Consider the following 24000-nt stretch of genomic DNA (forward strand, 5'->3'; position numbering starts at 1 on the left):
CTGCCTGTCGCTCTCTATAAGTCCAGAAGTTAGCGCGGCAGCATGCCAGGGCCCCTTGCCGTGCCGCCGCCTGACAGCCAGTCCACGGACCGGTTCTTCGTCCCCGCCGGTTTCCCAGCCGGCAACCGGGCCCGCTTGTTCAGCCCTTTACGGCTGCCATGGTCAATTCCAGCGAGCGGGCCCGGGCTTCGGGTTCAAAGGTCGATCCGCTGACGATGATTTCGTCCGCGCCGGTGCGTTCCACAAAGCGGGATATGGCATCGCGCACAGTGGCAGGCGCGCCAATGGCGCTGGCCTGGCCAATATGGGCCAGCATGGCTGCGGCAGGGGCCGGCAGACTTTCGCGATATGCCGCAACTGGCGGCGGCAGCTTGCCCGGCGTGCCGCTGCGCAGCCGGACAAATGCCTGCAATTGCGATGATGCCAGCAATTCGGCCTCGTCGTCACTTTCGGCGCAGATCACCGTCATGGCAGGCATGACATAGGGCTGTGCCAAACCCGCGGACGGCCGAAATTCGCGGCGGTATATGTCCAGCGCGGCATCTAGATGGTCGGGCGCAAAATGGGATGCAAAGGCGTAAGGCAGGCCCAGCTGTGCGGCCAGCCGCGCCCCGAACAGGCTGGAGCCCAGCATCCAGAATTCGATATCGGCGCCAAGGCCGGGCGTCGCGGTCAGCGGCAATGGCGGATCGCCGGTGATGAGCGCGCGCAGTTCCACCACATCCTGCGGGAAATATTCTGCTGCCTGACCCAGATTTTTGCGAAAAGCCTGGGCAATGCGGCTGTCAGCCCCGGGCGCCCGCCCGAGGCCAAGGTCGATCCGGCCGGGAAATAGCGCGTCCAGCGTGCCGAATTGTTCAGCAATCACGAAAGGGTTGTGATTGGGCAGCATGATGCCGCCCGATCCGATGCGGATGGTGGAAGTGGCGTGGCCGATATGCGCCAGCACGACTGCCGTGGCCGCCCCTGCAATCCCTTCCATCGCATGATGTTCGGCCACCCAGAACCGGTTGTATCCGGCTTTTTCTGCAGCCTGCGCCAGACTGGCACTGGCCGCATAGGCCTGCCCCAGCGTGCCCCCTTCGCGGACCGGAACAAGGTCGAGAACCGATAGCGGGATCATGGCGTTTCCACTTGCGAAATATAGGCCTGGGCGGTTTGGGCAAAGGATGTTCCGGGCGCGGTTTCAAGTACGGACGCCCAGCTTTTGCGCGCGGCATCAGGGCGTCCGGACAATATGGCAATGACCCCGGCTTCCACCCCTGTTTCAGCGTCCATCGGTGCCAGCATGGCGGCCCTCTCGATCTGTTCCTGCGCTGTTTCCAGCAGGTTCATGCGGCGCGACAGCGTGGCGGAAAGAAGCCATGTCTGGGCATGATCTGGCTGTGCCTGTCGGGCCAGCCCCAGCACCGTTGCGGCATCCTCCAGCCGGTCCAGCGCCACCAGCGCGCGGGCGCGGTCCAGCATGATTTCGCCGGCCAGAACGCTGTTGCCCACCTGTCCCGCATCGGCCTGCGCAATATCAAGCGCGGCCAGCGCTGCGCTGGCATTGCCGGCAGACAATGCCGCATTGCCGGCCATTGCGCCCAGTTGCGCGCGGTATAGCTGGGCGCCGGGCATGGCGGCATCACGCCCATTGATAAAGGCTGCGGCGGCATCATCCCAGCGGCCCTGCTGCACCAGTGCCATGCCCAGACATTGCGCGGCCCATGATTTGCGGCTCAGTTCGGCAGTGTCCAGCCATTGGCTTGCCATTGTCCGCGCGGCTTCGGGGTCAGTTTCGGCAAGGGTGATGCAATCGGTCAGCGGGTTGTCGATGGCGGTCTGTTTTTCGGCTTCACGTTTCGCCTGCCGGGTCAGCTGGCGCTGTTCATACAATTCATCCGGAACGGCCGATACAGGGCTGGGGGTTGGCGAAATGCCAACCTGGAGGAATATGGCAAGAAGGACAGACATACGCGTTCTTTCGCAAACTTGGACAGGATCAGGCGGCGTCAACCAGCAGGGCTGCCGTGCGCAGCAACAAGGCGATATCCGCGTCACGGGACATGCGATGATCCGCCGCCTTAACCAGCGTCACCTGTATATCATCCGAACAAAGGCGCTGCGCCAGTTCAAGGCTGGTCTGCCAGGGAACGTCGGCATCGTTCTGGCCATGCAGCAGGCGCACGGGGCAATGGATTGCAATGTCGGTCGTCAGCATCCGGTTGGCTTGGGCGTCATGCCAGAACCCTGCGTGCATGGGCGTTGGCTCAGGACCATAGGGATTGTCCTCGAACACGGTTTCTCCGCATTGCAGCCGCGCCTTCTGGCCTTCGTCATAGCCCCAGTCGGAAAAATCAGGCGCTGCGGCAATGCCAACCATCCCCGCCAGCCTGCCGCCCAGCGCAAGGCCCACCATCAGCATCAGCCAGCCGCCCATGGACGAACCGACCAGTATGATTTCGCCTGAAGCTTGCGCGTGGATAAGATCCAGCACTTCATCGCGCCAGCGCGACAAGGTGCCATCGGCAAAATCCCCCGGGCTGGATCCGCAGCCGGAATAATCCAGCAGCAGGCAATCGCGCCCTTGTTGTGCGGCCCATTCGAACAGTGCCGCTGCCTTGCCGCCTTCCATGTCGGACATATATCCGGGCAGGAAGATGATGGTGGGGCCGGGCAGGATTTTCGATGGAGTGCCTGTCCGGCGAAAGGCGATTTTTCGCCCGTCTGGCAGATTATGGAATTGTAACTGGGTCATCAAGGCCCGCTTGTCGGCCAACATCGCGGGCAGGGCAAGTCAGTAGATTTCAGGAACCCTGACCGGCTGATCGTCCGAACGTTCCCTATCGGCAGTGCCGCAGGCTGACAACAGGGCCAGCGAAATCAAAACAAACAGTCGCATTTCACCCCCATTATTCAGTCTTTTGTGAATATTTCTTCTATAGACATATCAAATGTTTCAGCAATGCGAAAGGCCAGCGGCAGGGATGGATCGTATTTGCCTGTCTCGATAGCATTGACGCTCTGGCGGGATACTTCCAGCCGGTCTGCCAGGTCCTGCTGGCTCCAGCTGCGTTCTGCACGCAGCACTTTCAGCCGGTTTTTCATCGCAGCTGTCCCCACGCACCATAGGTGATGCGGTTGGAAACAGCGCCGATACCAAAGCCCAGAAACCACAGGATCGCCACCCAATAGGCATCGACATGCGGCACCAGTTCAAAATTCTCCAGAAAACCCCAGATCGTGGCGAGCGACAGGGCAAAACCGGTTGCCACCAATGTCTGACGAACAATCAGCATGCGGATGAATTCATCCGGCGTCTCGGTGATCAGCTTGCCGATGGCATAGAATGCACCGACAATGGCGAGGCCGGGCAGCAGGCCCAGCAGCCAGACCACCGGCCGATCCACCAATTCGCGTCCCACCAGATATTCGCCGGTAAACAGGGCGGCGATATAGACCGCCATCGAAATACCCATGCGTTTCAGATAGGCGCGCTGGGCCTGTTGGTTGCTTGTGCAGACCATGGTTTATGCGTCCTTCCTGGCAGAAAAAATGGCGCAGCGCCGGGATGATCCCAGCCATACAGACGGGAATATGGCGAGCAGCGCCACCGGCGCCCATTGGGCGAAAGTTTCAGGAATGATGTCGAAAATGGCAAGCAGCGCAGTGCCGATCATGGCAGCGCCCAGCAACAAAGCCTTCTGTATCGGGTTCATGACAATGGTCCTTTTCACTATGTAAAGGGTGTTTGACAATGATTCGCTGTCTTGTCAAGCACCATTGACATGAAGGACAGGTACCTTGTCAAAAATTGGTGAGAACAGCCTTGCCACAGACAGTCTTGGCGGTGTCACGCAGTCAGGCTAAGTCTGGCTGTATGACCATGCCGCCACCCGCATCCGCCAGCCCGCCATCCGTCCAGTCGCTCGACCGCCGCGGGTTGTTCCGAGCGGGCCTTCTGGGTGCGGGCCTCGCCGCGCTGCCAGTAGCAGCCGCAGCAGCGCAAGAGCGCGGTTTCACCCACGGGGTGGCCAGCGGCGAACCGAGTGCAAACAGCGTGCTTTTATGGACGCGTTTCGCTTCTGGGGACCCTGTAAAACTGCGCTATGAAGTAAGCGACAGCATGGATTTTGCCAAAGTGGCAGCGAGCGGCGATGTGGAGGCAACGCCCGCGCGTGACGGTTGCGTCAAGCCGGTGGCGGCGGGCCTTGCGCCTGATCGCTGGTATTATTTCCGCTTCATCGCGCCCGATGGTTCCATGTCCGACATTGGCCGCACGCGCACCTTGCCCATGGGCGACACATCGCGCTTCCGCATGGCCGTGGTGGGCTGTTCCAACATCGGTTTCGGCTGGTTCAACGCCTATGCCCATATTGCCGCGGCTGACGCGTTCGACCTGGTGGTGCATACCGGCGATTATATCTACGAATATGGCGCTGGCACCTACCCGGCCGAAGGCGAAGCGGTGGCGGGCCGCACTCTTGTCCCGCAGACGGAAATTATCGCGCTGGCCGATTACCGGCTGCGCTATGCTGCCTATCGGGCAGACCCGGATTTGCAGCGCCTGCACCAGCTTTACCCGATGATTGCGGTGTGGGACGATCATGAAACGGCCAATGACAGTTACCGCGATGGCGCTGAAAACCATGATCCGGCAACCGAAGGCACATGGGACATGCGCAAGCGCGTTGCCATGCAGGCCTATCACGAATGGATGCCTGTTTCCGATGCGCCGTGGGCGGCTTATGAAATCGGCAATCTGGCCACGCTGTTCCGGCTGGAAACACGGCTGACGGCGCGGACCAAGCCGTTTGATCTGACCACGATCATTGCGCGCGGGGGTGACAATCCGGCGGCCATGATGGCGGCGCTGGATGCGTTCCGCGATGGCGAATGGCGGGATGAAAACCGCACCTTGATGGGCGCCGCGCAGGAAGCATGGCTGGCGGCCGGCATGGCGCGGTCCCGCAAGGAAGGCAAAACCTGGCAAGTGCTGGCGCAGCAAGTGATCATGGCCAGCCTGTCCCTGCCCAAGGGGATTGCCGATAATCTCAGTGATGGGATGCCTGCCTATATCCGCAAGCGGTTGCTGGCAGCGGCCGCCACCAGCCGCGCGGGCCTGCCGTTCAACATGGATGCGTGGGACGGCTACCCCGCGGCCCGTGCACGGCTGCTTAAATCCGCGCAGGAAACGGATGCAAATCTGATCGTGCTGGCGGGGGACAGCCACAATGGCTGGGCCAGCGAGCTGGATAATGAGGGCGCTGCGGCAGGGGTGGAATTTGCCGGTCATTCCGTCACATCTCCCGGCGCAGAAGGGTATCTGCCATGGATCAAGCCGGCTGATTTTGCCGCGCAATCCGTGTCTCGCAATCCGCAGCTTCAATGGGCCAATACCGGCCAGCGCGGCTATATGGCGGTGGAACTGACGCCTGCCAGCGCCACGTCGGAATATCGCTTTGTGTCGGGCGTAAAGACGCGCTCTGCCACGCTGGCCAGCGCGCAGCGGATCAGCACCAAGGCCGGGTCTGCCCGCCTCGACATTGGTTGAAAGCGCAATCTTGCCGCGCTATGAGGGGCGAATGACGCAGGTATGCATCACGACAACGACTACTACCACCCGGTTTGCGCCGGGGCGGCTGGTCGCGATCTGATCGCTGCCACCGCCGCCCGGGTTCGGGCGGCATGGTGTCACTTCCCGAACCTTTGACAATTGCATGATGCCGAGACTTCCGGTGCGCGCCGGGCTGTGCCATGGCACGCGCAAATAAGGTGAGACACATTCGATGAGTGAAATGCTGAAGATCAGCCTTCCCGATGGTTCCGTGCGGGAAATGCCGCAGGGGTCCACCCCTGCCGACGTGGCTGCCGCCATTGGCCCCGGCCTGGCAAAAGCTGCGCTGGCCGCCCGGATCGATGGCGAAGTGCGCGATATCATGCGGCCTTTCGACGGCGATACACAGCTGGCGCTGATCACCAGCCGCGACGAAGCCGACGCGCTGGAACTGATGCGGCACGATTTTGCCCATGTTCTGGCAGAAGCCGTGCAGGCATTATGGCCCGATACGCAGATCACCTTTGGCCCGGCCACGGATGACGGTTTCTATTATGATTTCGCGCCAAGTGCGGAGCGCGGGCCATTCACGGATGAAGACCTGCCGGTGATCGAACAGAAAATGCGCGACATCATCGCGGCGGACAAACCGCTGATCCGCGAAGAATGGGCGCGTGACGACCTGATTGCATGGTTCAAGAAACAGGGCGAAAGTTTCAAGGCGGAATGGGCCGCTGAACTGCCCGAGGGCGAGCCGCTGACGGTCTATCATTCCGGCAATGTCGGCGCCGGCGATACGTGGCTGGACCTGTGCCGCGGCCCGCATCTGGCATCCACCGGCAAGCTTGATCCCAAGGCGTTCAAGCTGACGCGTGTGTCGGGCGCCTATTGGCGCGGCGACCAGAAAAACGCCATGCTCAGCCGCATTTACGGCACCGGCTGGCTCAACAAGAAGCAGCTCGATGCCCATATGCACCGGCTGGAAGAAGCTGCCAAGCGCGACCACCGCAAGCTGGGCCGCGAGATGGACCTGTTCCACCTTCAGGAAGAAGCGCATGGCAGCGTGTTCTGGCATCCCAAGGGCTACAAGATCTGGCGCGAGCTGGAAGCCTATATGCGCCGCCGGATGGACGGGGCCGATTACCGCGAAGTGAAAACGCCGCAACTGATGGATGCCCGCCAGTGGGAACAGTCCGGCCATTGGGGCAAATATCGGGAAAACATGTTCGTCATTCCCGATGAAGTTCCCAATGTGGATGATGAAGGCCCGGTCATTTCCGGCGATGCGGAATGGATGGCGCTGAAGCCGATGAACTGCCCGGCCCATGTGCTGGTGTTCAAGCAGGGCATCACGTCCTACCGCGATCTGCCGCTGCGCATGGGCGAAATGGGCTGCTGCCACCGCAACGAACCGCATGGCGCGCTGCATGGTCTGATGCGCGTGCGCCAGTTCACGCAGGATGACGGGCATATTTTCTGCACCGAAAACCAGGTAGTGGAAGAAGTGCGCAAGTTCTGCGAGCTGGCCAGCACGGTCTATCGTGAACTCGGCTTTGAAAGCTACGCGATCAAGCTGGCGACGCGGCCGGAACAGCGGTTCGGCAGTGATGCCGACTGGGACAAGGCCGAGGAAGAACTGCGCAATGCCGTGCGCGAAGCGGGCATGGCGACGGACGAATTCGGCTGGGAAGAACTGGAAGGCGAAGGCGCGTTTTATGCACCGAAGCTGGAATGGCACCTGACCGATGCCATTGGCCGCACCTGGCAGGTGGGCACCATCCAGTCCGACCGGGTGCTGCCGCAGCGGCTGGATGCAAGCTATGTCGGGGAAGATGGCGACCGCCATCGCCCGGTCATGCTGCACCGCGCCATTTTCGGGTCGTACGAACGCTTCATCGGCATTCTGATCGAACATTATGCCGGCAAGCTGCCACTGTGGCTGGCCCCGGTGCAGGCAGTGGTGGCAACCATCGTGTCGGATGCGGATGCCTATGGCAGCGATGTGACGGCCCGGCTGAAGGCAGCGGGCCTGCGGGTGGAAAGCGATTTCCGGAACGAGAAGATCAATTACAAGGTGCGCGAACATTCGGTCAAGAAAGTGCCGCATCTGCTGGTGGTGGGCATGCGCGAGGCGGAAGAAGGCACGGTTGCCATCCGCACCCTGGGTGAACAGCAGCAGAGATTCCTGCCGGTGGATGAAGCGATTGCCATGCTGAAAGCAGAAGCGACCGCGCCGGATCTGCGCCCCGCTTGATCGCGGATTTTACCAGCCTGCAGATTGCTGCGGCGCTGGTTGCGGCGCTGGCCGCCGGGTTCGTCCGCGGTCTGGCAGGCTTCGGCATGGCGCTGCTGCTGGTGCCGGTATTGGGGCTGACCGTGGCACCGCAATCAGCGGTGGTCACGGTCACGATTTTGAGCCTGTTCATCGGCCTCATCAGCCTGCGTAGCGCCGTGGGGCAGGCTGAACGGTCCGCCCTTCCCATCGGTGCATTCGCAGTATTGGCAACGCCGCTGGGCCTGTGGCTGCTGCGGCTCACCGACCCTGATCTGGCGCGGATGCTGATTGCGCTGGTGGCACTGGGCGCATTCATTCTGGTGTTGCTGCCCAAGCAAGCCGGCACCCATGCGCCAGGCAAGGCGGTGACGGGCCTGACCGGCATCGCATCGGGCGTGCTGACAGGGTTTGCCGGAATGCCCGGCCCGCCGATTATTCCCTATTATCTGCGCCGCGCAGTAACCCCGCAAATGGCCCGCGCATCCATGATGGCCATTTTCGTGGCAACATCGACTGCCGGATGCACGGCAGCCTATCTGATGGGCATGATGCAACCCAGACACGCCATGCTGGCGGCCATCCTGTTCCCGGCAATCCTGATCGGCAACGCGTTTGGCGGCCTCGCCTTTGGCAAAGTCAGCCCTGCGCTATGGCGCATTTTTGTAGGGTTGGTGCTGGGCGCAGCCGCAGTGGGCGCGCTGGTCAAGCTGGTGTGATTACAGCGCCAATACCGGAACAGGCTGGCCCGCCATGATCAGGGCCAAGGCGCAGCCGGTCACGATCATCATGCGAAGCGCATCGACAGGCAAGGACTGCGCCCGCCGCATGAATGTGATCATATGTTCCATCACCGCTTTCTCCGTCACAAGCCCTAATGAAGCGTTAAGATGGCAGGGGCGCACCAAAGCTGTTTTCCGCGCCCCATTTTCCTTGGCCCGCGCGCCCTTGGTCAATGCGGACCGGGATTCGCTTTCTACGTACAGTCCCCAATCGACAGTCAGCCGCGGCGGGGTGCAGACTTCGTGGCAGGGAACGACGCGCAATGGTTCCGCAATACTGGGGAATTGCTCCTTAAAAAATTGCCCGCGGTAACCCTTCGTCATTTTGTTATGGAGAGGCCGAATTATGGTACATTTATGGAAGCCAACCCTGGTCATCGCTGCGGGGCTGGCATTGGCGGCGACGTCAGACATTGCCCTGGCGCAATCATCAACTTCGCAGGAAATTACCGTCACGGCGCCGCGAGTGTCGGTCCACAAGGAAGAACGGACCTCTTCGGGTATGGCCCGGGTCATGGTGTATTCTGTGGACCGGCAGGTCAGCTTTGGCGATCTTGATCTCATGACCGCCGCCGGAATTGAAACTTTCAGGGCGCGCATCCGCGAAGCGGCAAAAGAAGGCTGCGCGCAGATTTCCAAGGACTATCCGCTGGTCAAGGATTCCAGTTGCGAGCGCGTGGCAATCGATCAGGCCAATCTGCAGGCGAACCAGATTATCGAGGCCGCGAGAATGTAGCTATGTTCAGGCGGGCATCTGCTGGCTGGCGCAGTGAAAGCCCCCGCCGCCTGCCAGCACCGCATCGCCCGGCAGGCCGATTGTCGCGCGATCCGGAAACAGGCTGGCAATGGCGGCCACGCCATCATCATCATACATGGACCCGAAAGTCGGCACCACCACCAGATGGGTGGTTATGGCGAAATTGGCATAGCTGGCAGGCTCGACGAAATTGCCCCGGGTGATGAGACCGGGCGACGGAATTTCTGCCAGCGTCACCCCGAATGCTTCGGCCCGTGCCCGTGCATCCGCGTAAATCGCGGCATTGGGATCATCCTTGCCAGTGGGGCCGGGCAGGGCCAGCACATTGGGCGCCACAAATCGCGCCAGATTATCGACATGACCATCGGTATGATCGTTGAGCAAGCCATCGCCCAGCCACAAGACCCGCGTAAATCCAAGATCGGAAGACAGCCGCTGTTCAATCTCGGCGCGGGAAAGATGCGGGTTGCGATTGGGGTTGAGCAGGCATTGTTCGGTCGTCACCACCAGGCCAGTACCGTCACCATCAATCGCGCCGCCTTCCAATATCCAGTCGGACACTTCCAGCGGCAGGCCTGCATCCTGCGCCAGCTCCGCGCCAATGGTCTGGTCGCCCGGCATCAGATATTTTTCGCCCCAGCCGTTGAAGCCGAACCTGCGTGCCTTGCGCGCCGCGCCCACCGCGCCCGCCGCCCTTTGGGCCAGCACCAGCGGGCCGGTATCGCGCAGCCAGATATCGCCATAAGTCCGCCGCTCCAGCTTCACTGCGCTGCTCACCAGCATCCGCGCCCGCGCTTCATTGGCCGCGTCACGCACCAGCAGGCGCACTTCCTGCCCGCTTTCGGCCACGGCATTGGCAAAAGCAGCAATCTGTTCCTGCGCCGTACCGAGGTAGCCCGGCCATTCTTCTGCGGCATGGGGAAAGCCGATCCAGATCCAGTCCTGCGGTGCCCATTCCGGCGGCATTGAAAAAGTCATGGGCACATGGTCCTTCGGCAAGTTCAGCAATGGCCGCGCAATATGCGCTGCGTCGTTTACGCATCGGCGCCCGTTCCAGTTTACAGCATTTGCGTCAAATGAAAGAAGCCGGACGCGCACTTGCCTGCACGATCAGAGCAAGGCAGGGGAGGGCAGATGCAGGCAGACTGGCCCGATGCGATTGATCGCGCGCGCAAACATGCGCCGTTTCTGGCGCGCGGGCTGGAACGCCTGCCGGAAATAGCCGCCCTGCTGCAACAGGGGCGCGGTGAAGATGCGCTGCACTTGGCGCGTGCGGCGGGCGAAATCCGCGATGTTGCAACCGATGATGTGGGCGTGATCCTGCGGCGTGAACGGCTGGCCCATGCAGTGGTGCTGGCCATCGGCGATCTGGCGGGCGCATTTCCCGTGGACCGGGTGATGCGCGAATTGTCATCGCTGGCCGACCGCGCGCTGGATGCAGCCATCAGCGCGGCCATTGCGCGGCGGGTGCCGGGCACAGCGCCAGCGGGCTTCATCGCTCTTGCGCTGGGAAAACATGGCGCGTGCGAATTGAATTACAGTTCCGATATCGACCCCATCCTGCTGTTCGATCCTGAATTGCTGCCCCGGCGCGAGCGGGATGAGCCGGGCGAGGCAGCGCAGCGTTATGCCCGCGATATTGTCCAGATGCTGGCCAGTAACACTGCCGAGGGGTATGTATTTCGCGTGGACCTGCGACTGCGTCCGGCATCGGAAGTCAGCCCGCTCGCCATTTCGCTGGGCGCGGCGCTGACCCATTACGAATCGTCCGCCCTTACCTGGGAACGTGCCGCTTTCATCCGCGCCCGCGCCTGTTCGGGCGATGTGGAAGGCGGCGAGGCGTTCCTTGCCGCCATCCGGCCATTTGTCTGGCGCCGCAGCCTCGATTTCGGCGCGATCGAGGAAATTGGCCGCCTGACCGCGCGCATCAGGGCCAATTACAAGGGGCCCAAACAGCCCGGCCCCGGCTTCAATCTGAAACATGGACGCGGCGGCATCCGCGAAGTGGAATTCTTCGCCCAGACACACCAGCTGATCCATGGCGGGCGCGATCCTTCGCTCCGGATGCGCGGCACCCGTCCGGCGCTGGATGCGCTGGCCGCAGCCGGGCTGATTTCCGCCGAAGATGCCAGCGTGGTCGGCAATGCCTATGACCGGCTGCGGGTGCTGGAACATCGGTTGCAAATGGTGGCAGACCAGCAGACCCATGCGCTGCCGTCGGGCGAGGCGCTGGATAATGTGGCACAATTTGAAGGGCTGGCGGGCGGGGCCGCGCTGGTCGCGCAGGTGGCCGAATTGACCGAGGCTGTAGGCCAGAGGTTTGACCGGCTGATTGATGCAGGCGGCGCATCATCCCACGCAGGTGCCGCGGCACCAGCGGGGCTGCCCGGCCAGTTGGAACAGCTTGGCTTTGCTGATCCTGCCGCGCTGGCAAGCCGGATAGAGGGGTGGACAGATGGCCATATCCGCGCCCTGCGCAGCCCGGCGGCGTGCAAGGCATTTGACGCCATTTTGCCCGATGTGCTGCAGGCACTGGCCGATGCGCCCGACCCCGAGCGGGCGCTGCTGCGCTGGGAAGCGATGCTGGCCGGCGCGCCTTCTGCCATCAATCTGTTCCGCCTGCTGGAAGCGCGGCCGGGCCTGTTGGACCAGCTGGTCAAGGTGCTGACGCTGGCCCAGCCGCTGGCCGATGAACTGGGCCGCCGCCCCGAATTGCTGGATGCGCTGATTGATCGCAGCGCGCTGGATTTGCCGGGCAGCGTGGCTGACCTTGCCAATGCCATGTCGCGCAAGGAAGACGATGATGATTACGAGCGGCGGCTGGACCGCATCCGCGTCGTCACCAGCGAAAAACGTTTCGCGCTGGGCGTGCAACTGATCGAGGCGGCGCATGATCCGCTGGAAATCGGCGCGGCGCTGTCGCGGCTGGCAGAAGCGGCGCTATGCGTTGCCGCGACTGCCGCGCGCGAGGAATTTGTGAAAGTGCATGGCACTGTGGCTGGTAGCGAATTGATGGTGCTGGGCCTTGGCCGGCTGGGCGGGGGCGTGCTGACCCATGCGTCCGATCTCGACATTATTTTCCTGTTTACCGGCACCCATGAAGGCGAATCGGATGGGGGCCGCGATGGAGGGCGCCCGCTGGGTGCAACACTCTATTTCAACCGGCTGGCACAGCGGGTCAGCGGCGCTCTCAGCGTGCCCACCGCAGAAGGCGCCTTGTATGAAGTGGATACGCGGCTGCGCCCGCAGGGCAAACAGGGTCCGCTGGCAGTCAGCCTCGACAGTTTTGCCCGTTACCAGCAGGAAAGCGCGTGGACGTGGGAGCATATGGCGCTGACACGGGCCCGCCCGCTGTTCGGATCGCCCGATGCCTGCGCCCGATTAAGCGGCATCATTGCCGATGTGCTGCAAACCCCGCGTGATGCAACCAGCCTGCGCGAAGACGTGCTGCAGATGCGCGCCGATATGGCGCGGCACAAACCCGCCAAAGGCCCGCTCGATGCCAAGCTGTCACGCGGCGGATTGGTCGATCTGGAATTTCTGGTGCATTATCTGCAATTGCGCGACCGCACGGCGCTGACACCGCATCTGGGCGAAGCGGTGGCGGGGCTGGTTGATGCAGGGCTGGTGCCGCAATCCCTGGTGGCCGCGCATGATCTGATGACGCGGATGCTGGTTGCAACGCGCCTGCTGGCGCCTGATCTGGCGCTTCCGGCGCCTGCCTCGGCCCGGGTGCTGGCGGCGGCCTGCGGATGCAGCGACGGGCCGGGTCTGCTGCGTGCTTTCGCGGATGCCCGCGCCCAGGTCGCGGACATCTGGAGCACCGTTCTGGACAGCAAACTGGAGAGCGAATGATGACCGATTATAATCCCGGCACCGCAGTGGCGGATATTGCGCTGGAAACCACCGATGGCGGCAGCGTCAGACCATCCGATTTTCGGGGCCGCAAGCTGGTGCTGTTCTTTTATCCCAAGGACAACACGCCCGGCTGCACGACCGAGGCGAAGGATTTCTCGGCATTGAAGGCAGAGTTTGAACAGGCCGGTGCCGCAGTTTTGGGGGTGAGCAAGGATACGCCGAAGAAACATCTCAATTTCATCACCAAACAAGGCCTGACGGTTGATCTGGCAACCGATGCCGAAACCGGCGGCCTGTCCGATGAAATGGGAATCTGGACCGAAAAACAGATGTATGGGAAAACCTATATGGGCATGGTCCGCACCACGTTCCTGATTGATGCAGAAGGCCGGATCGCGCGGAGATGGGACAAGGTGCGGGTAAAGGGCCACGCCCACGAAGTGCTGGAAGCTGCGCGCAGTCTGTGAACATCACGGCTTCCACCAAGCCAGCGCGCGCGCCTGCCATGCCGCCTGAGCTGCCGCCCGAACTGCCGCCTGTATCAGGCGCAATCCGTTCTGCATTGCTGACAGCTGACCCGCAGGCCAAGGTCATGGCCACGCGCGAAGTTGCGCGGGCATGGCGTCAGGGCCGGCTCGGTTTCTGTTTCGATGACGTCATGCCGGACAAGCCTGAATGGCCAGCCTCTCCGCAATTGCTGCCGCCGGGCCAGATGCCGCGCCGCGGGCAGGGTTCTGCCCATGGCCGCACCGCATTGTGGCACGCGCTGGCGCATATTGAATTTGTGGCGATTGACCTCGCGCTGGACATGGCCGGGCGCTTCGGCGCGCAGATGGGGCCTGAATTCGTGACGGATTTTCTGTCAGTAGCGGCGGATGAAGCAATGCATTTCGCCCTGCTTGATCGCAAGCTGAAGACCCTTGGCAGCCATTATGGCGCGCTGCCGGCGCATGACGGATTGTGGCAGGCGGCTTGTGAAACGCAGCATGACGTCGCAGCGCGATTGGCGATCGTGCCGATGGTGCTGGAAGCGCGCGGGCTGGATGTGACGCCAGCGACCATCAGCCGCGTCGAATCGCAGGGGGACAAAAATGGTGTCCGCATCCTGAGTCGCATACTTGACGATGAAATCCGGCACGTTCGCTTCGGCACCAAGCACTTTATCGCGCTGTGCGAGCAGACAGGGATCGATCCCCAGAGCCACTGGAAATCCTTACTGAAAAGTTATTTTCGGGGGGGTCTGAAAGCCCCATTTAACGACTCAGCGCGTCTCGCAGCCGGTTTATCGCGAGACTTCTACGCTGGTATTGCGTCGTAAAGATTTTCACGTCTAACCCATAATCACTGAAACGGCGGGGGGTTCCAAAGTTTCATAAAAAAGTTTCGCAGCAGTCGGCAACCGGCTGATTGCTGATGGAACGGGGGTCTTGGCGATGCTGCAACGGCATCGCAGAAAAGGACGGGTTTGTGGTCGGATTTCTGAAGAATAGCCGGATGTCTGCGTTGGCGGTAATCGCCTGCGGTTTCCTGGCACTGGGCGCATCGCCCGCATTGGCCAACAGCAGCGCGGCAACAGCCGACATGACCGCAGCGGTCCGTGATGCCAATACTTCTTCTGCCAGCGGCGGTGATGACCAGTTCCGCAATCTCTTCGCCAGCTGGGAAGCGCTCGACAGCGGTGCCATTTCCTCCCCGACGACTTCGGTGGCCATTCCTTCGCGGATGCCACTGGCCGCAGCCAAGCTGACCAGCGATTATGGCATGCGCACCCACCCGGTAATCGGTGGCCGCCGCGCCCATAAGGGTGTCGATCTTTCCGCTCCTACCGGCACACCTGTCTATGCCACAGCAGACGGTATCGTCGGCAAGGCAGAACATTTCAGCAGCTATGGTCTCTATGTCCAGATCGAACATGGCGCAGAACTTGAAACCCGCTTCGCCCATATGTCGAAGCTGGCCGTGGCTGAAGGCCAGCGCGTCAACAAGGGTGATGTCATCGGTTATGTCGGTTCCACCGGCCGTTCCACCGGCCCGCACCTGCATTACGAAGTCCGCATTGCCGGTGAAGCAGTAAATCCCATTCCTTACATGGTCGAAACAGAAGCCCAGCAGGCATTTGCACTGGCCATGGGTGATGGTGGCCGCGGCGGTCCTGAATAATCGCCAGTAATACAGAATAAATTCATGCCCCGAACCGCAATCGGGGCAAGACATCGGAGGGGATGTCTTGAATGAAGGTGGCCGGAGCGATCCGGCCGCCTTTTTCTTTGTCTCGCCCGCAGGTGATTTTTCTTGTTCCGCGCCGCAGCCTGATTAGGCTGCACTTCGGAAGAGGAACACTATGCACCCGATACAACATGCAAAGACGCGCCCGGACCATCCTGCTGTCATCATGGCAGGCAGCGGGGACACAATAACGTACCGGCAGATGGACGATGCAGCCAACCGCATGGCGCATTATTTGCGCAGTCAGGGGCTGGCAGAAGGCGATGCTTTCGGCCTGCTGATGGAAAACTGCGTCCATTACCATGAAATACTCTGGGCCTCGCAGCGCGCGGGCACGGTCATGGTGCCCATTTCCACGCATCTCACGGCGGATGAAGTGGCCTATATTCTGGACGACAGCGATGCCCGGTTGCTGGTGACCACCACAAAGTTTGATTCGCTGGTGGACCAGATGAAGGCCGCAGGCCTTGCGATTCCAACGCTCACTTATGGCGCGCCCGGTGCTGGCAGTGCAGAGGCCGTTCTGGCCGCGCAGCCTGCCACGCCGATTGATGACCAGTCTGCGGGCCGTGTCATGCTGTACAGTTCCGGCACCACCGGCCGGCCCAAGGGCATCGTGCCTGCGCCGCCTGCCGACCCTGAGGTGGAGGCAGCAGTGCCGCTGATGGCCCTCGCAACCCAGGGCTTCCAGATCGCCGGTGACGGCAGCAGCATCTATCTGTCGCCCGCGCCCATGTATCATGCCGCCCCCCTGAGCTGGAGCAGCTGCATCCACCGACTTGGCGGGACCGTCGTGCTGATGGAAAAATTCGATCCCGAAGGCGCGTTGGCAGCGATCGAGAAATTTCGCATTACTGACAGCCAGTGGGTGCCGACCCATTTTCTGCGAATGCTGAAATTGCCGGAGGACGTGCGCGGTCGCTACGATCTTTCATCCCACAGCCACGCCATTCATGCGGCAGCGCCCTGCCCTGTGGATACCAAGCGGGCGATGATCGACTGGTGGGGGCCGATTATCTTCGAATATTATGCCGGCAGCGAAGGCAATGGCATGACCATGGTCGCCAGCCCCGACTGGCTGACCCATCAGGGCACCGTGGGCCGCGCTATTCTGGGCACATTGCATATCTGCAAGGATGATGATGCAGAAGCGCAAGTGGGCGAAGAAGGGGTGATTTTTTTCGAAAGCCCCTATCCCTTTGCCTATCACAAGGATGAAGGCAAAACCGCCGAAGCCACCCATCCCAGCGGCTGGACGACGCTGGGCGATATTGGCAAGCTGGATGAAGACGGCTTCCTTTATCTGACCGACCGGCGCAGCAATATGATCATTTCCGGCGGGGTGAATATCTACCCGCAGGAGATCGAAAACCTGCTGGTGACGCATGAAAAGGTGATGGATGCCGCCGTGATCGGCGCACCTGACGAGGATATGGGCGAAAAGGTGGTTGCCGTGGTCCAGCCGGTCGACATGGCGGCTGCGGGCGATGATCTGGAAGCAGAATTGCTGGCATATCTATCCACCAAATTAAGCCGGCTGAAACTGCCCCGCCTGTTTGATTTCAGGCCCGAACTGCCCCGCGAAGCCAATGGCAAATTATACAAGCGCAAGCTGAAGGAAGAATACAGGATCCGCGCGCAAGAGGAGGCATGACCCATGGCGACCGTAGCTGACAACACGCTGGATGCCGCAACCGCGCGGATGGTGATTGAGCCCAAATCCTATGCCCGGTGGGACGGTTTGCTCGATACATTTGACCACGTGCGCCAGACCATGCCGGTGGCCCGGGTCACGCCTGCGCAAGACGGGGTGTTTGACCCTTTCTGGCTGATCACCCGCTATGATGATGTGATGCGGATCAGCAAGGACAATGCCACCTTCCTCAACCATCCGCGCTCGGTGGTATTTTCGCTCACCGAAGGCATCGAATTTGCCAAGCACCTGACAGGGGGCAGCCCGCATATGGTGGCCAGCCTGGTCACTTTCGATGGCCCGATACATATGAAATATCGCAAGCTGACGCAGGAATGGTTCATGCCCAAGAACCTGCGCCAGACCGAGGATGAAATTCGCAAACTGGCGCACCGCACGGTCGACCGGCTGGTGGCAGCGGGCCCGGATGTGGATTTTGTAACGCAGGTGTCAGCGCCCTATCCGCTGCACGTGGTCATGCAGATCATGGGCGTGCCCGAAGAAGACGAGCCGCGGATGCTGATGCTGACGCAGCAATTGTTTGGCGGACAGGATGATGATCTCAACCAGTCGGGTCTGAAGGATTTGCCGCCCGAAGCAATCACCCAGCTGGTGGCTGGCGCAGTGGCGGATTTCGAACAATATTTTGCTGGCATCACCGCGCAGAAACGGGCCGCGCCCACCAGCGATGTCGCCAGCATCATCGCCAATGCCACGATTGACGGCGAGCCGCTGAATGACCGTGACATGATGGGCTATTTCATCATCCTGGCGGCTGCTGGCCATGATACGACATCGGCCTCCACTGCCGGTGCCATGCTGGCGCTCGCGCGTGATCCGGAACAATTTGCCCGGGTAAAGGCGGACCGTTCGCTGCTGGCCGGCATTGTCGAGGAAGCCATTCGCTGGACGACGCCGGTGCAGCATTTCATGCGCACGGCCGCCTGCGACACGGAAATTTCGGGACAGAAAATCGCTGCCGGTGACTGGCTGATGCTGAGTTACATCGCCGCCAATCATGACCCTGCGCAATTTGAAAATCCGCGCAAATTCGATGCCGCGCGCAGCCCCAATCGGCATCTGGCGTTTGGCGCGGGCGCCCATCAGTGTCTGGGCCTGCATCTGGCGCGGCTGGAAATGCGGATATTGTTCGAAGTTCTGCTCGATCGGCTGGATAGTATCGAGCTGGCAGGCGAGCCGCTGCGGTCCAATTCCACCTTTGTGGGCGGGCTGAAGACGTTGCCGCTGCGTATCAAGGCGCATTGATCGTGGCTGCAACCCCGCCCACCATTGGCGCGGAGCTGGATTTTACCGGCAGGAAAGTGCTGGTCGTGGGCGGGTCGAGCGGCATTGGCAATGGCATCGCGCAGGCATTCCGCACGCGCGGCGCAGATGTTCATGTCTGGGGCACGAGGGCTTCTGCAACAGAGTATGTCAGCGACGCCGGGTCCGACCTTTCCGGGCTGGTATATGCGCAGGTTGATGTGGGCAATGGCGATGCGGTCGATCAGGCGGCGGCGCAATTTGGCGCGGCTGATGTGGTGGTATTGTGCCAGGGTGCAGTCCGCTATGGCCGGCAGGAATTTGAACGTGCTGGCTGGCATGATGTGATGGACGTCAATCTCAATTCGGTCATGGATTGCGCCCGCGCGTTTCATGATGCGCTGGCAGCATCGGGCGGCAGTCTGATTATCATCAGTTCCACCGGCGCCTATCATGCCATGGTCGGCAATCCTGCCTATGCGGCATCCAAGGCAGGGGCGGTCGCGCTGGTCAGAACATTGGGCGCGGCATGGGCGCGCGATACTATCCGCGTGAACGGCATTGCGCCGGGCTATGTCGCCACCAAGATGACGCGGGTGACCACCGATAATGACCAGCGCATGGCAGGCGTGATCCGCGCCATTCCGCTGCGGCGCACTGGCCAGCCATCAGACATGGCGGGCGCGGCCTTGTTCCTGGCATCCCCGCTGGCGTCCTATATCATTGGTCAGACGCTGGTGGTGGATGGCGGGCTGTCGCTCGGCTGACCGAAATTTAGACCAGCAGTTTCAGCCAACAGGCTCAGCCAGCAGTTTCAGGCAGCAGTCTCAGGCAGCAGTTTCGGCCAACAGGCGGGTGGCAATGCGGCGGATATCATCGCCCATGTCATCGCGTTCCAGCGCCAGCGCCAGCGTGGCTTCGACAAAGCCAATCTTGCTGCCGCAATCATAGCGTTTGCCCCGGAACGTGACTGCGTGGAACGGCTGCGTGCCGATCATCCGTGCCATGGCATCGGTCAGCTGGATTTCACCGCCAGCGCCCTTGCCCTGATTTTCCAGCGTCCGCATCACCTCAGGCTGCAGGATATAGCGCCCTGAAATGATCTTGTTGGAAGGCGCGTCTGCCATCGCCGGCTTTTCCACCAGCCCGTTTACCTGCGTCAGATCGCCGTGGCTGCTGCCCGGATCAATGACGCCGTAACTGGACACTTCCTCGCGCGGCACTTCCAGCACACTGATGAGGTTGCCGCCCACTTCGTCATAGGCTTCGACCATCTGTCTCATGCATCCCGGCTGGCCGACCATCAATTCATCCGGCAGCAGAATGGCAAAGGGATCATCGCCGATTATCGCCCGCGCACACCAGATGGCATGGCCAAGGCCAAGTGGCACCTGCTGGCGCACGGTGATGATGTTGCCCGGCGTGGCGCGGGTATCATCCAGCACCGACATATCCTTGCCGCGCTCCTTCATCGTGGCTTCCAACTCGAATGCGATGTCGAAATGTTCGACAATCGCGGTCTTGCCGCGGCCAGTGACGAAAATGATCTGTTCAATGCCCGCCTCGCGCGCTTCGTCCACTGCATATTGAATCAGCGGGCGGTCCACGATCGGCAGCAATTCCTTGGGGATTGCCTTGGTGGCGGGCAGGAAGCGTGTGCCCAGCCCGGCAACGGGAAAGACAGCCTTTTTTATGGGTTTGCGTGTGGTCATGCGCCAGGTGGTAAGCAGCCTGCGGGAAAGGCGTCAATACGGCAAAGCGTCGATGGTGACATTCTTGCGCGTTTGCCTACTTGCCCTGCGCGCGGTTCCGGTTAAACCGCCGTGATGGATAAAATCATCATCAGAGGCGGAAACCGCCTGTCCGGCACCATTCCCATTTCCGGCGCGAAGAATGCAGCGCTCACGCTGATACCGTGCGCTTTATTGACCGAAGAACCGCTGACCTTGCGCAATTTGCCGCGCCTGGCGGATATTGACGGATTCCAGCATCTGATGACGCAATTTGGCGTATCCACCAGCATTCAGGGCAATCGCCCGGAAGATTTCGGCCGCGTTGTCACTTATGAAGCCACGCGGCTTACATCCACTGTCGCGCCCTATGATCTGGTGCGCAAGATGCGTGCGTCCATTCTGGTGCTGGGCCCGATGCTGGCCCGCGCTGGCGAAGCGACAGTGTCGCTGCCGGGCGGCTGCGCGATTGGCAACAGGCCCATCGACCTGCATTTGAAAGTGATGGAAGCGCTGGGCGCCCAGATCGAACTGGCGCAGGGCTATGTCCGCGCCCATGCGCCCGATGGCGGGCTGCCGGGCGGCGATTTTGATTTTCCCGTGGTGTCTGTCGGCGCAACCGAAAACGCTCTTATGGCAGCGGTGCTGGCCGCCGGCACCAGCCGCCTGACCAATGCCGCGCGCGAGCCGGAAATTGTCGACTTATGCAATCTGCTGGTCGCCATGGGCGCTGAAATCGAAGGAATTGGCAATTCGGAATTGATCATCCACGGGGTGAAACGCCTGCATGGGGCGACTTACCGCGTCATGGCTGACCGTATCGAGGCAGGTTCCTACGCTTGCGCTGCGGCCATCACTGGCGGTGATGTGCGGCTGGAAGGGGCCAAGGGCGATGAAATGGCCGCCACGCTCCACGCCTTGCGCAATATTGGCGTGACGGTGGAAAGCGATGCACGCGGCATCAACATTTCATCGGATGGCAAGCTGAAAGCAGCCAATCTTTCAACCGCGCCCTATCCCGGTCTTGCCACCGATATGCAGGCGCAGTTGATGGCGTTGCTGTGCCGCGCGGAAGGCACCAGCGTCCTCAATGAAACAATCTTTGAAAACCGGTATATGCATGTGCCCGAACTGAACCGGATGGGCGCCAATATCGAAACCAGCGGGCGCACGGCAATTGTCCATGGGGTGGAAAAAATGACCGGCGCCGAAGTGATGGCGACAGACCTTCGTGCTTCCATGAGCCTGGTGATTGCCGGGCTTGCCGCAGAAGGCACCACCGAAGTGCGGCGGCTGTATCATCTCGATCGCGGCTATGAACGGCTGGAAGAAAAGCTGGCGCTGGTGGGTGCAGATATCGAACGGGTTGGCGACGATTGATTTTCCTTTTGCGGACCTTTCCTTTGCAATGTGCATTGTAAGGGAAAGAAAGGAATTAAATCATGGCACTATTGAAAATGGCCGCTTTGTCGGCACTTGGATATGTGGGTTACAAATATTTCGAGAAGCAGAAGAATCCGGACAATGCAGCATTTGCTGCTGGCCAGCCCGGCGATGGCAATTTCTCGCAAGTGCGTGATGCTGGTGTCTCCAGCATGCGTGACCCGGAAAACAAGGGTTGGTCCAAGACTGACGAGGAACTGGATGGCAGTTTCCCGGCGAGTGACCCACCCGCAAATTACTGACACCGTCTCAGATTAAAAAAGGCGCGCGTGACCCGAAAGGGTTTCGCGCGCCTTTTTATGTGCGGCACGTTTTCGTGTGCAGAACTGGGTTGCCCAAGCAGCCGCGCAATTTGCGGGTCACGACCGTTCAGGCGTTCACCACCAGCCACACGCGGATGGCGCTGGCCAGCCCCGGCGGAGTGGGCGATTTGATCCGTTCTGCATCAATCCGCGCCACCAGCGCATTAATCGGTTCGCCTTCGCGTTCTGCCGCCTGTTTCAGCATCTCCCAGAACAGAGGTTCCAGACTGATCGAGGTTTTGTGCCGGTCAATCTGGACGGACCGTTTGACCGGTGGATGGTAAGGCGAAGATGTCATGGCGGGGTCAGACCAGGTTTGTTAATTCGGGGCAGGGTCAAGGCAGGAAGGTCATCGCAGCAGGACCAACGCAGGCGCGTCAATACATATGCTGCCCGCCATTGATGCTCATGGTCGAACCTGTGACAAAGCCGCCATCTTCAGAACACAGGAATGATACGCCGCGCGCGATTTCATCCGCCTTGCCCAGCCGCCCGACGGGAATTTTGGCGACGATTTTTTCCAGCACCGGTTCCGGAACGGCGGCCACCATGTCGGTGTCGATATAGCCCGGCGCGATAGCATTGACCGTCACGCCAGCACGCGCGCCTTCCTGTGCCAGCGCCTTGGTGAAACCGTGAATCCCGCTTTTTGCAGCGGCATAATTGACCTGCCCATATTGGCCTGCCTGCCCGTTGATGGATCCGATATTGACGATCCGGCCCCAGCCGCGTTCGCGCATCCCGGGGAAGCACGCCTTGGCCATGTTGAAACAGCCGCCCAGATTGATGCGCATGACTTCATTCCAGTCATCGAAGCTCATCTTCTGCAAAGTGCCATCGCGGGTGATGCCGGCATTGTTTACCACCACATCCACCGGGCCGACTTCACTGGCCACTTTCTCGCATCCGGCGATGCAGGCTTCATGGTCGCCCACATCCCATTTATAGGCCGGAATGCCAGTTTCCTGTGTGAAGGCGCGCGCCTTTTCATCATTGCCGCCATAATTGGCTACCACGGTAAATCCGTCATTCTGCAGGGTTTCACATATGGCGCGGCCGATCCCCCGCGTGCCGCCTGTGACAATTGCAATGCGTCCCATGTCATTCTCCAGTCCCAAAACCTTCGGCCTTGCCGAATTGCAGCATTACCTTACGGCATGGCGGGGGCAGGGCAATAAAAAACCCCGCGCAAGCGAGGTTTAAAACGAACGTGTAGATGGCGGCTTCTGCGCGCATATTTCGCCGTCTGCCTTGGCCATAAAGGCCGCAACGCCGCGCTGCAAATCAGAAGCGGAACTGCGTCCCGACATAGACTGCCTGACTGTCCTGAACCGCATCGGTCAAGGGCGCCAGCCGGTCACGATCCTGCGACAGGCGCACGCCTGCGGTAACATCAAGGTTACGCGTGACGCGGTATGCCCCGCCCAGATCGACCGATTGTTCGCCCAGCGATTCCAGCGTTCCGCGTGAACGGCCCGCGGTACCTTTTTCCGTTTCCAGCGCAATGCGCGGCTGGAACCGGCTTGGCTTGTCCCTGGCCGTACCTTCCGATGGTTTGAAATCTGCCAGATCCGGCAGCGATACATCGCGCAGGGTTGCAGAAACCAGTGGCCGTGATGGCGCCACCGGTGTCTTGGCAAAGCCCTGATAGCCGCGCGCCGCACCCAGATTGTAGCGTGTCGGTGCAAGGCTGACCGTCCTGGTGCCTGCATCGCGCTGCGCGCTGGCAATGGCCGACCGCACCGAAATGGCGCGCGCCGTTTCATCATCAACGCGGACTGCCACGGTGTAGGTGCGGGCCTGCGAGGAATGGCCCGTGGCCGGTGTGAAGCGAATAGCCTGCCCCTTGGCGCGCACAGATGCCGCCACGCGCAGGGCAAGTTCAGGATCGACAGTGGCGGGGGTAAAGGGGGCAAAATCCATATTGGCGAGTGCTGCCACCGGCGATGTATCACCGCCAGCTTTCGCGCCGCCCATCCCAAGACCAAGCGCAAGGCTGGCTGTCGGCACGGCAAATGCAAGGCCCGCAGCGGCAATAAGCGCCGGCGCGATACCGCCAAATGCTGTCTTGTTGCCTACCTTCGCCATGAAACTGCCTGCGTGATCCTTCCCGAGTGTTCAGACCATTGCCGGCC

At 61.1% G+C, this 24000-nt stretch carries 25 protein-coding genes; 13 read left to right on the forward strand and 12 right to left on the reverse strand.

Annotation, left to right across the window (positions count from 1 at the left end; all coding sequences use genetic code 11):
* Positions 1-139: 139 nt before the first annotated feature.
* The 6 genes from GRI44_RS11335 to GRI44_RS11360 all read right to left on the reverse strand — a co-directional run bounded on the left by GRI44_RS11335 (position 140) and on the right by GRI44_RS11360 (position 3701).
* Positions 140-1123, reverse strand: a complete 984-nt coding sequence (locus GRI44_RS11335; RefSeq protein WP_160601881.1) for an LLM class flavin-dependent oxidoreductase — start codon at positions 1121-1123, stop codon at positions 140-142.
* Entirely contained in the window at positions 1120-1956 is an 837-nt protein-coding gene (locus GRI44_RS11340) for a tetratricopeptide repeat protein (RefSeq protein ID WP_160601882.1), read from the reverse strand. Before GRI44_RS11340 ends, GRI44_RS11335 begins: the two co-directional genes overlap by 4 nt.
* Before the next feature lie 28 nt (positions 1957-1984).
* The gene (locus tag GRI44_RS11345) at positions 1985-2740 is read right to left on the reverse strand and encodes an alpha/beta hydrolase (protein WP_160601883.1); all 756 of its coding nucleotides are present in this window, start codon (positions 2738-2740) and stop codon (positions 1985-1987) included.
* A 158-nt stretch (positions 2741-2898) separates the two neighbouring features.
* Complete coding sequence (locus GRI44_RS11350; protein WP_160601884.1) at positions 2899-3090, reverse strand: helix-turn-helix transcriptional regulator; 192 nt, start codon at positions 3088-3090, stop codon at positions 2899-2901.
* Positions 3087-3509, reverse strand: a complete 423-nt coding sequence (locus GRI44_RS11355; protein WP_160601885.1) for a hypothetical protein — start codon at positions 3507-3509, stop codon at positions 3087-3089. The genes GRI44_RS11350 and GRI44_RS11355 overlap by 4 nt, the downstream gene beginning before the upstream one ends.
* A gap of 3 nt (positions 3510-3512) precedes the next feature.
* On the reverse strand, positions 3513-3701 hold the full coding sequence (locus tag GRI44_RS11360; protein ID WP_160601886.1) for a hypothetical protein: 189 nt from the start codon (positions 3699-3701) through the stop codon (positions 3513-3515).
* A 161-nt stretch (positions 3702-3862) separates the two neighbouring features.
* Between GRI44_RS11360 and GRI44_RS11365 the strand changes: the two genes are divergently transcribed.
* From GRI44_RS11365 to GRI44_RS11375, 3 genes are all read left to right on the forward strand, one after another.
* Positions 3863-5536, forward strand: coding sequence for an alkaline phosphatase D family protein (locus tag GRI44_RS11365; protein ID WP_232843120.1), 1674 nt, complete (start codon positions 3863-3865; stop codon positions 5534-5536).
* Between the two features lie 235 nt (positions 5537-5771).
* Positions 5772-7793, forward strand: a complete 2022-nt coding sequence (gene thrS, locus GRI44_RS11370) for a threonine--tRNA ligase (RefSeq protein WP_160601887.1) — start codon at positions 5772-5774, stop codon at positions 7791-7793.
* On the forward strand, positions 7790-8530 hold the full coding sequence (locus tag GRI44_RS11375; RefSeq protein WP_160601888.1) for a sulfite exporter TauE/SafE family protein: 741 nt from the start codon (positions 7790-7792) through the stop codon (positions 8528-8530). Before thrS ends, GRI44_RS11375 begins: the two co-directional genes overlap by 4 nt.
* On the opposite strand, the gene GRI44_RS14085 is transcribed toward GRI44_RS11375, so the two are convergent.
* The gene (locus GRI44_RS14085; RefSeq protein WP_269801001.1) at positions 8531-8662 is read right to left on the reverse strand and encodes a hypothetical protein; all 132 of its coding nucleotides are present in this window, start codon (positions 8660-8662) and stop codon (positions 8531-8533) included.
* A gap of 277 nt (positions 8663-8939) precedes the next feature.
* Here GRI44_RS14085 and GRI44_RS11380 point away from each other — a divergent pair, with 277 nt between their 5' ends.
* The gene (locus tag GRI44_RS11380) at positions 8940-9329 is read left to right on the forward strand and encodes a UrcA family protein (protein ID WP_160601889.1); all 390 of its coding nucleotides are present in this window, start codon (positions 8940-8942) and stop codon (positions 9327-9329) included.
* Positions 9330-9335: 6 nt separating this feature from the next.
* Here GRI44_RS11380 and GRI44_RS11385 read toward each other — a convergent pair whose 3' ends face one another.
* Positions 9336-10328, reverse strand: a complete 993-nt coding sequence (locus GRI44_RS11385; RefSeq protein ID WP_160601890.1) for an agmatine deiminase family protein — start codon at positions 10326-10328, stop codon at positions 9336-9338.
* 156 nt (positions 10329-10484) lie between these two features.
* On the opposite strand from GRI44_RS11385, the gene glnE reads away from it, so the two are divergent.
* The 7 genes from glnE (at position 10485) to GRI44_RS11420 (ending at position 19157) form a co-directional block, all read left to right on the forward strand.
* Entirely contained in the window at positions 10485-13205 is a 2721-nt protein-coding gene (gene glnE, locus GRI44_RS11390) for a bifunctional [glutamate--ammonia ligase]-adenylyl-L-tyrosine phosphorylase/[glutamate--ammonia-ligase] adenylyltransferase (protein WP_160601891.1), read from the forward strand.
* The gene (locus GRI44_RS11395) at positions 13205-13675 is read left to right on the forward strand and encodes a peroxiredoxin (RefSeq protein WP_160602367.1); all 471 of its coding nucleotides are present in this window, start codon (positions 13205-13207) and stop codon (positions 13673-13675) included. Before glnE ends, GRI44_RS11395 begins: the two co-directional genes overlap by 1 nt.
* Before the next feature lie 38 nt (positions 13676-13713).
* Positions 13714-14526, forward strand: coding sequence for a ferritin-like domain-containing protein (locus tag GRI44_RS11400; RefSeq protein WP_160602368.1), 813 nt, complete (start codon positions 13714-13716; stop codon positions 14524-14526).
* A gap of 149 nt (positions 14527-14675) precedes the next feature.
* On the forward strand, positions 14676-15368 hold the full coding sequence (locus GRI44_RS11405; RefSeq protein WP_408609199.1) for a M23 family metallopeptidase: 693 nt from the start codon (positions 14676-14678) through the stop codon (positions 15366-15368).
* Between the two features lie 181 nt (positions 15369-15549).
* Positions 15550-17088 (forward strand): acyl-CoA synthetase, encoded by a 1539-nt coding sequence (locus GRI44_RS11410; RefSeq protein WP_160601892.1) that lies wholly within the window; start codon positions 15550-15552, stop codon positions 17086-17088.
* 3 nt (positions 17089-17091) lie between these two features.
* A complete protein-coding gene (locus GRI44_RS11415; RefSeq protein ID WP_160601893.1) occupies positions 17092-18393 on the forward strand; it encodes a cytochrome P450 in 1302 nt (433 codons plus the stop codon).
* A 23-nt stretch (positions 18394-18416) separates the two neighbouring features.
* Complete coding sequence (locus GRI44_RS11420) at positions 18417-19157, forward strand: SDR family NAD(P)-dependent oxidoreductase (protein ID WP_160602370.1); 741 nt, start codon at positions 18417-18419, stop codon at positions 19155-19157.
* Between the two features lie 60 nt (positions 19158-19217).
* Here the strand turns inward: GRI44_RS11420 and galU are convergent, their stop codons facing one another.
* Entirely contained in the window at positions 19218-20102 is an 885-nt protein-coding gene (gene galU / locus GRI44_RS11425; protein ID WP_160601894.1) for a UTP--glucose-1-phosphate uridylyltransferase GalU, read from the reverse strand.
* Between the two features lie 114 nt (positions 20103-20216).
* On the opposite strand from galU, the gene murA reads away from it, so the two are divergent.
* Both murA and GRI44_RS11435 read left to right on the forward strand, forming a co-directional pair.
* Positions 20217-21500, forward strand: a complete 1284-nt coding sequence (gene murA / locus GRI44_RS11430; RefSeq protein WP_160601895.1) for a UDP-N-acetylglucosamine 1-carboxyvinyltransferase — start codon at positions 20217-20219, stop codon at positions 21498-21500.
* A gap of 62 nt (positions 21501-21562) precedes the next feature.
* Entirely contained in the window at positions 21563-21805 is a 243-nt protein-coding gene (locus GRI44_RS11435) for a hypothetical protein (RefSeq protein WP_160601896.1), read from the forward strand.
* Positions 21806-21932: 127 nt separating this feature from the next.
* Here GRI44_RS11435 and GRI44_RS11440 read toward each other — a convergent pair whose 3' ends face one another.
* The 3 genes from GRI44_RS11440 to GRI44_RS11450 all read right to left on the reverse strand — a co-directional run bounded on the left by GRI44_RS11440 (position 21933) and on the right by GRI44_RS11450 (position 23953).
* Positions 21933-22163: a ribbon-helix-helix domain-containing protein gene (locus GRI44_RS11440; RefSeq protein WP_160601897.1), complete on the reverse strand. Its 231-nt coding sequence runs from the start codon at positions 22161-22163 to the stop codon at positions 21933-21935.
* A gap of 79 nt (positions 22164-22242) precedes the next feature.
* Positions 22243-22965 (reverse strand): acetoacetyl-CoA reductase, encoded by a 723-nt coding sequence (gene phbB / locus GRI44_RS11445; RefSeq protein ID WP_160601898.1) that lies wholly within the window; start codon positions 22963-22965, stop codon positions 22243-22245.
* Positions 22966-23149: 184 nt separating this feature from the next.
* Positions 23150-23953 (reverse strand): hypothetical protein, encoded by an 804-nt coding sequence (locus tag GRI44_RS11450; RefSeq protein ID WP_160601899.1) that lies wholly within the window; start codon positions 23951-23953, stop codon positions 23150-23152.
* Positions 23954-24000: the final 47 nt, after the last annotated feature.

It is taken from the genome of Allopontixanthobacter confluentis (genome assembly GCF_009827615.1).
GTDB classification, from domain to species: Bacteria; Pseudomonadota; Alphaproteobacteria; order Sphingomonadales; family Sphingomonadaceae; genus Allopontixanthobacter; species Allopontixanthobacter confluentis.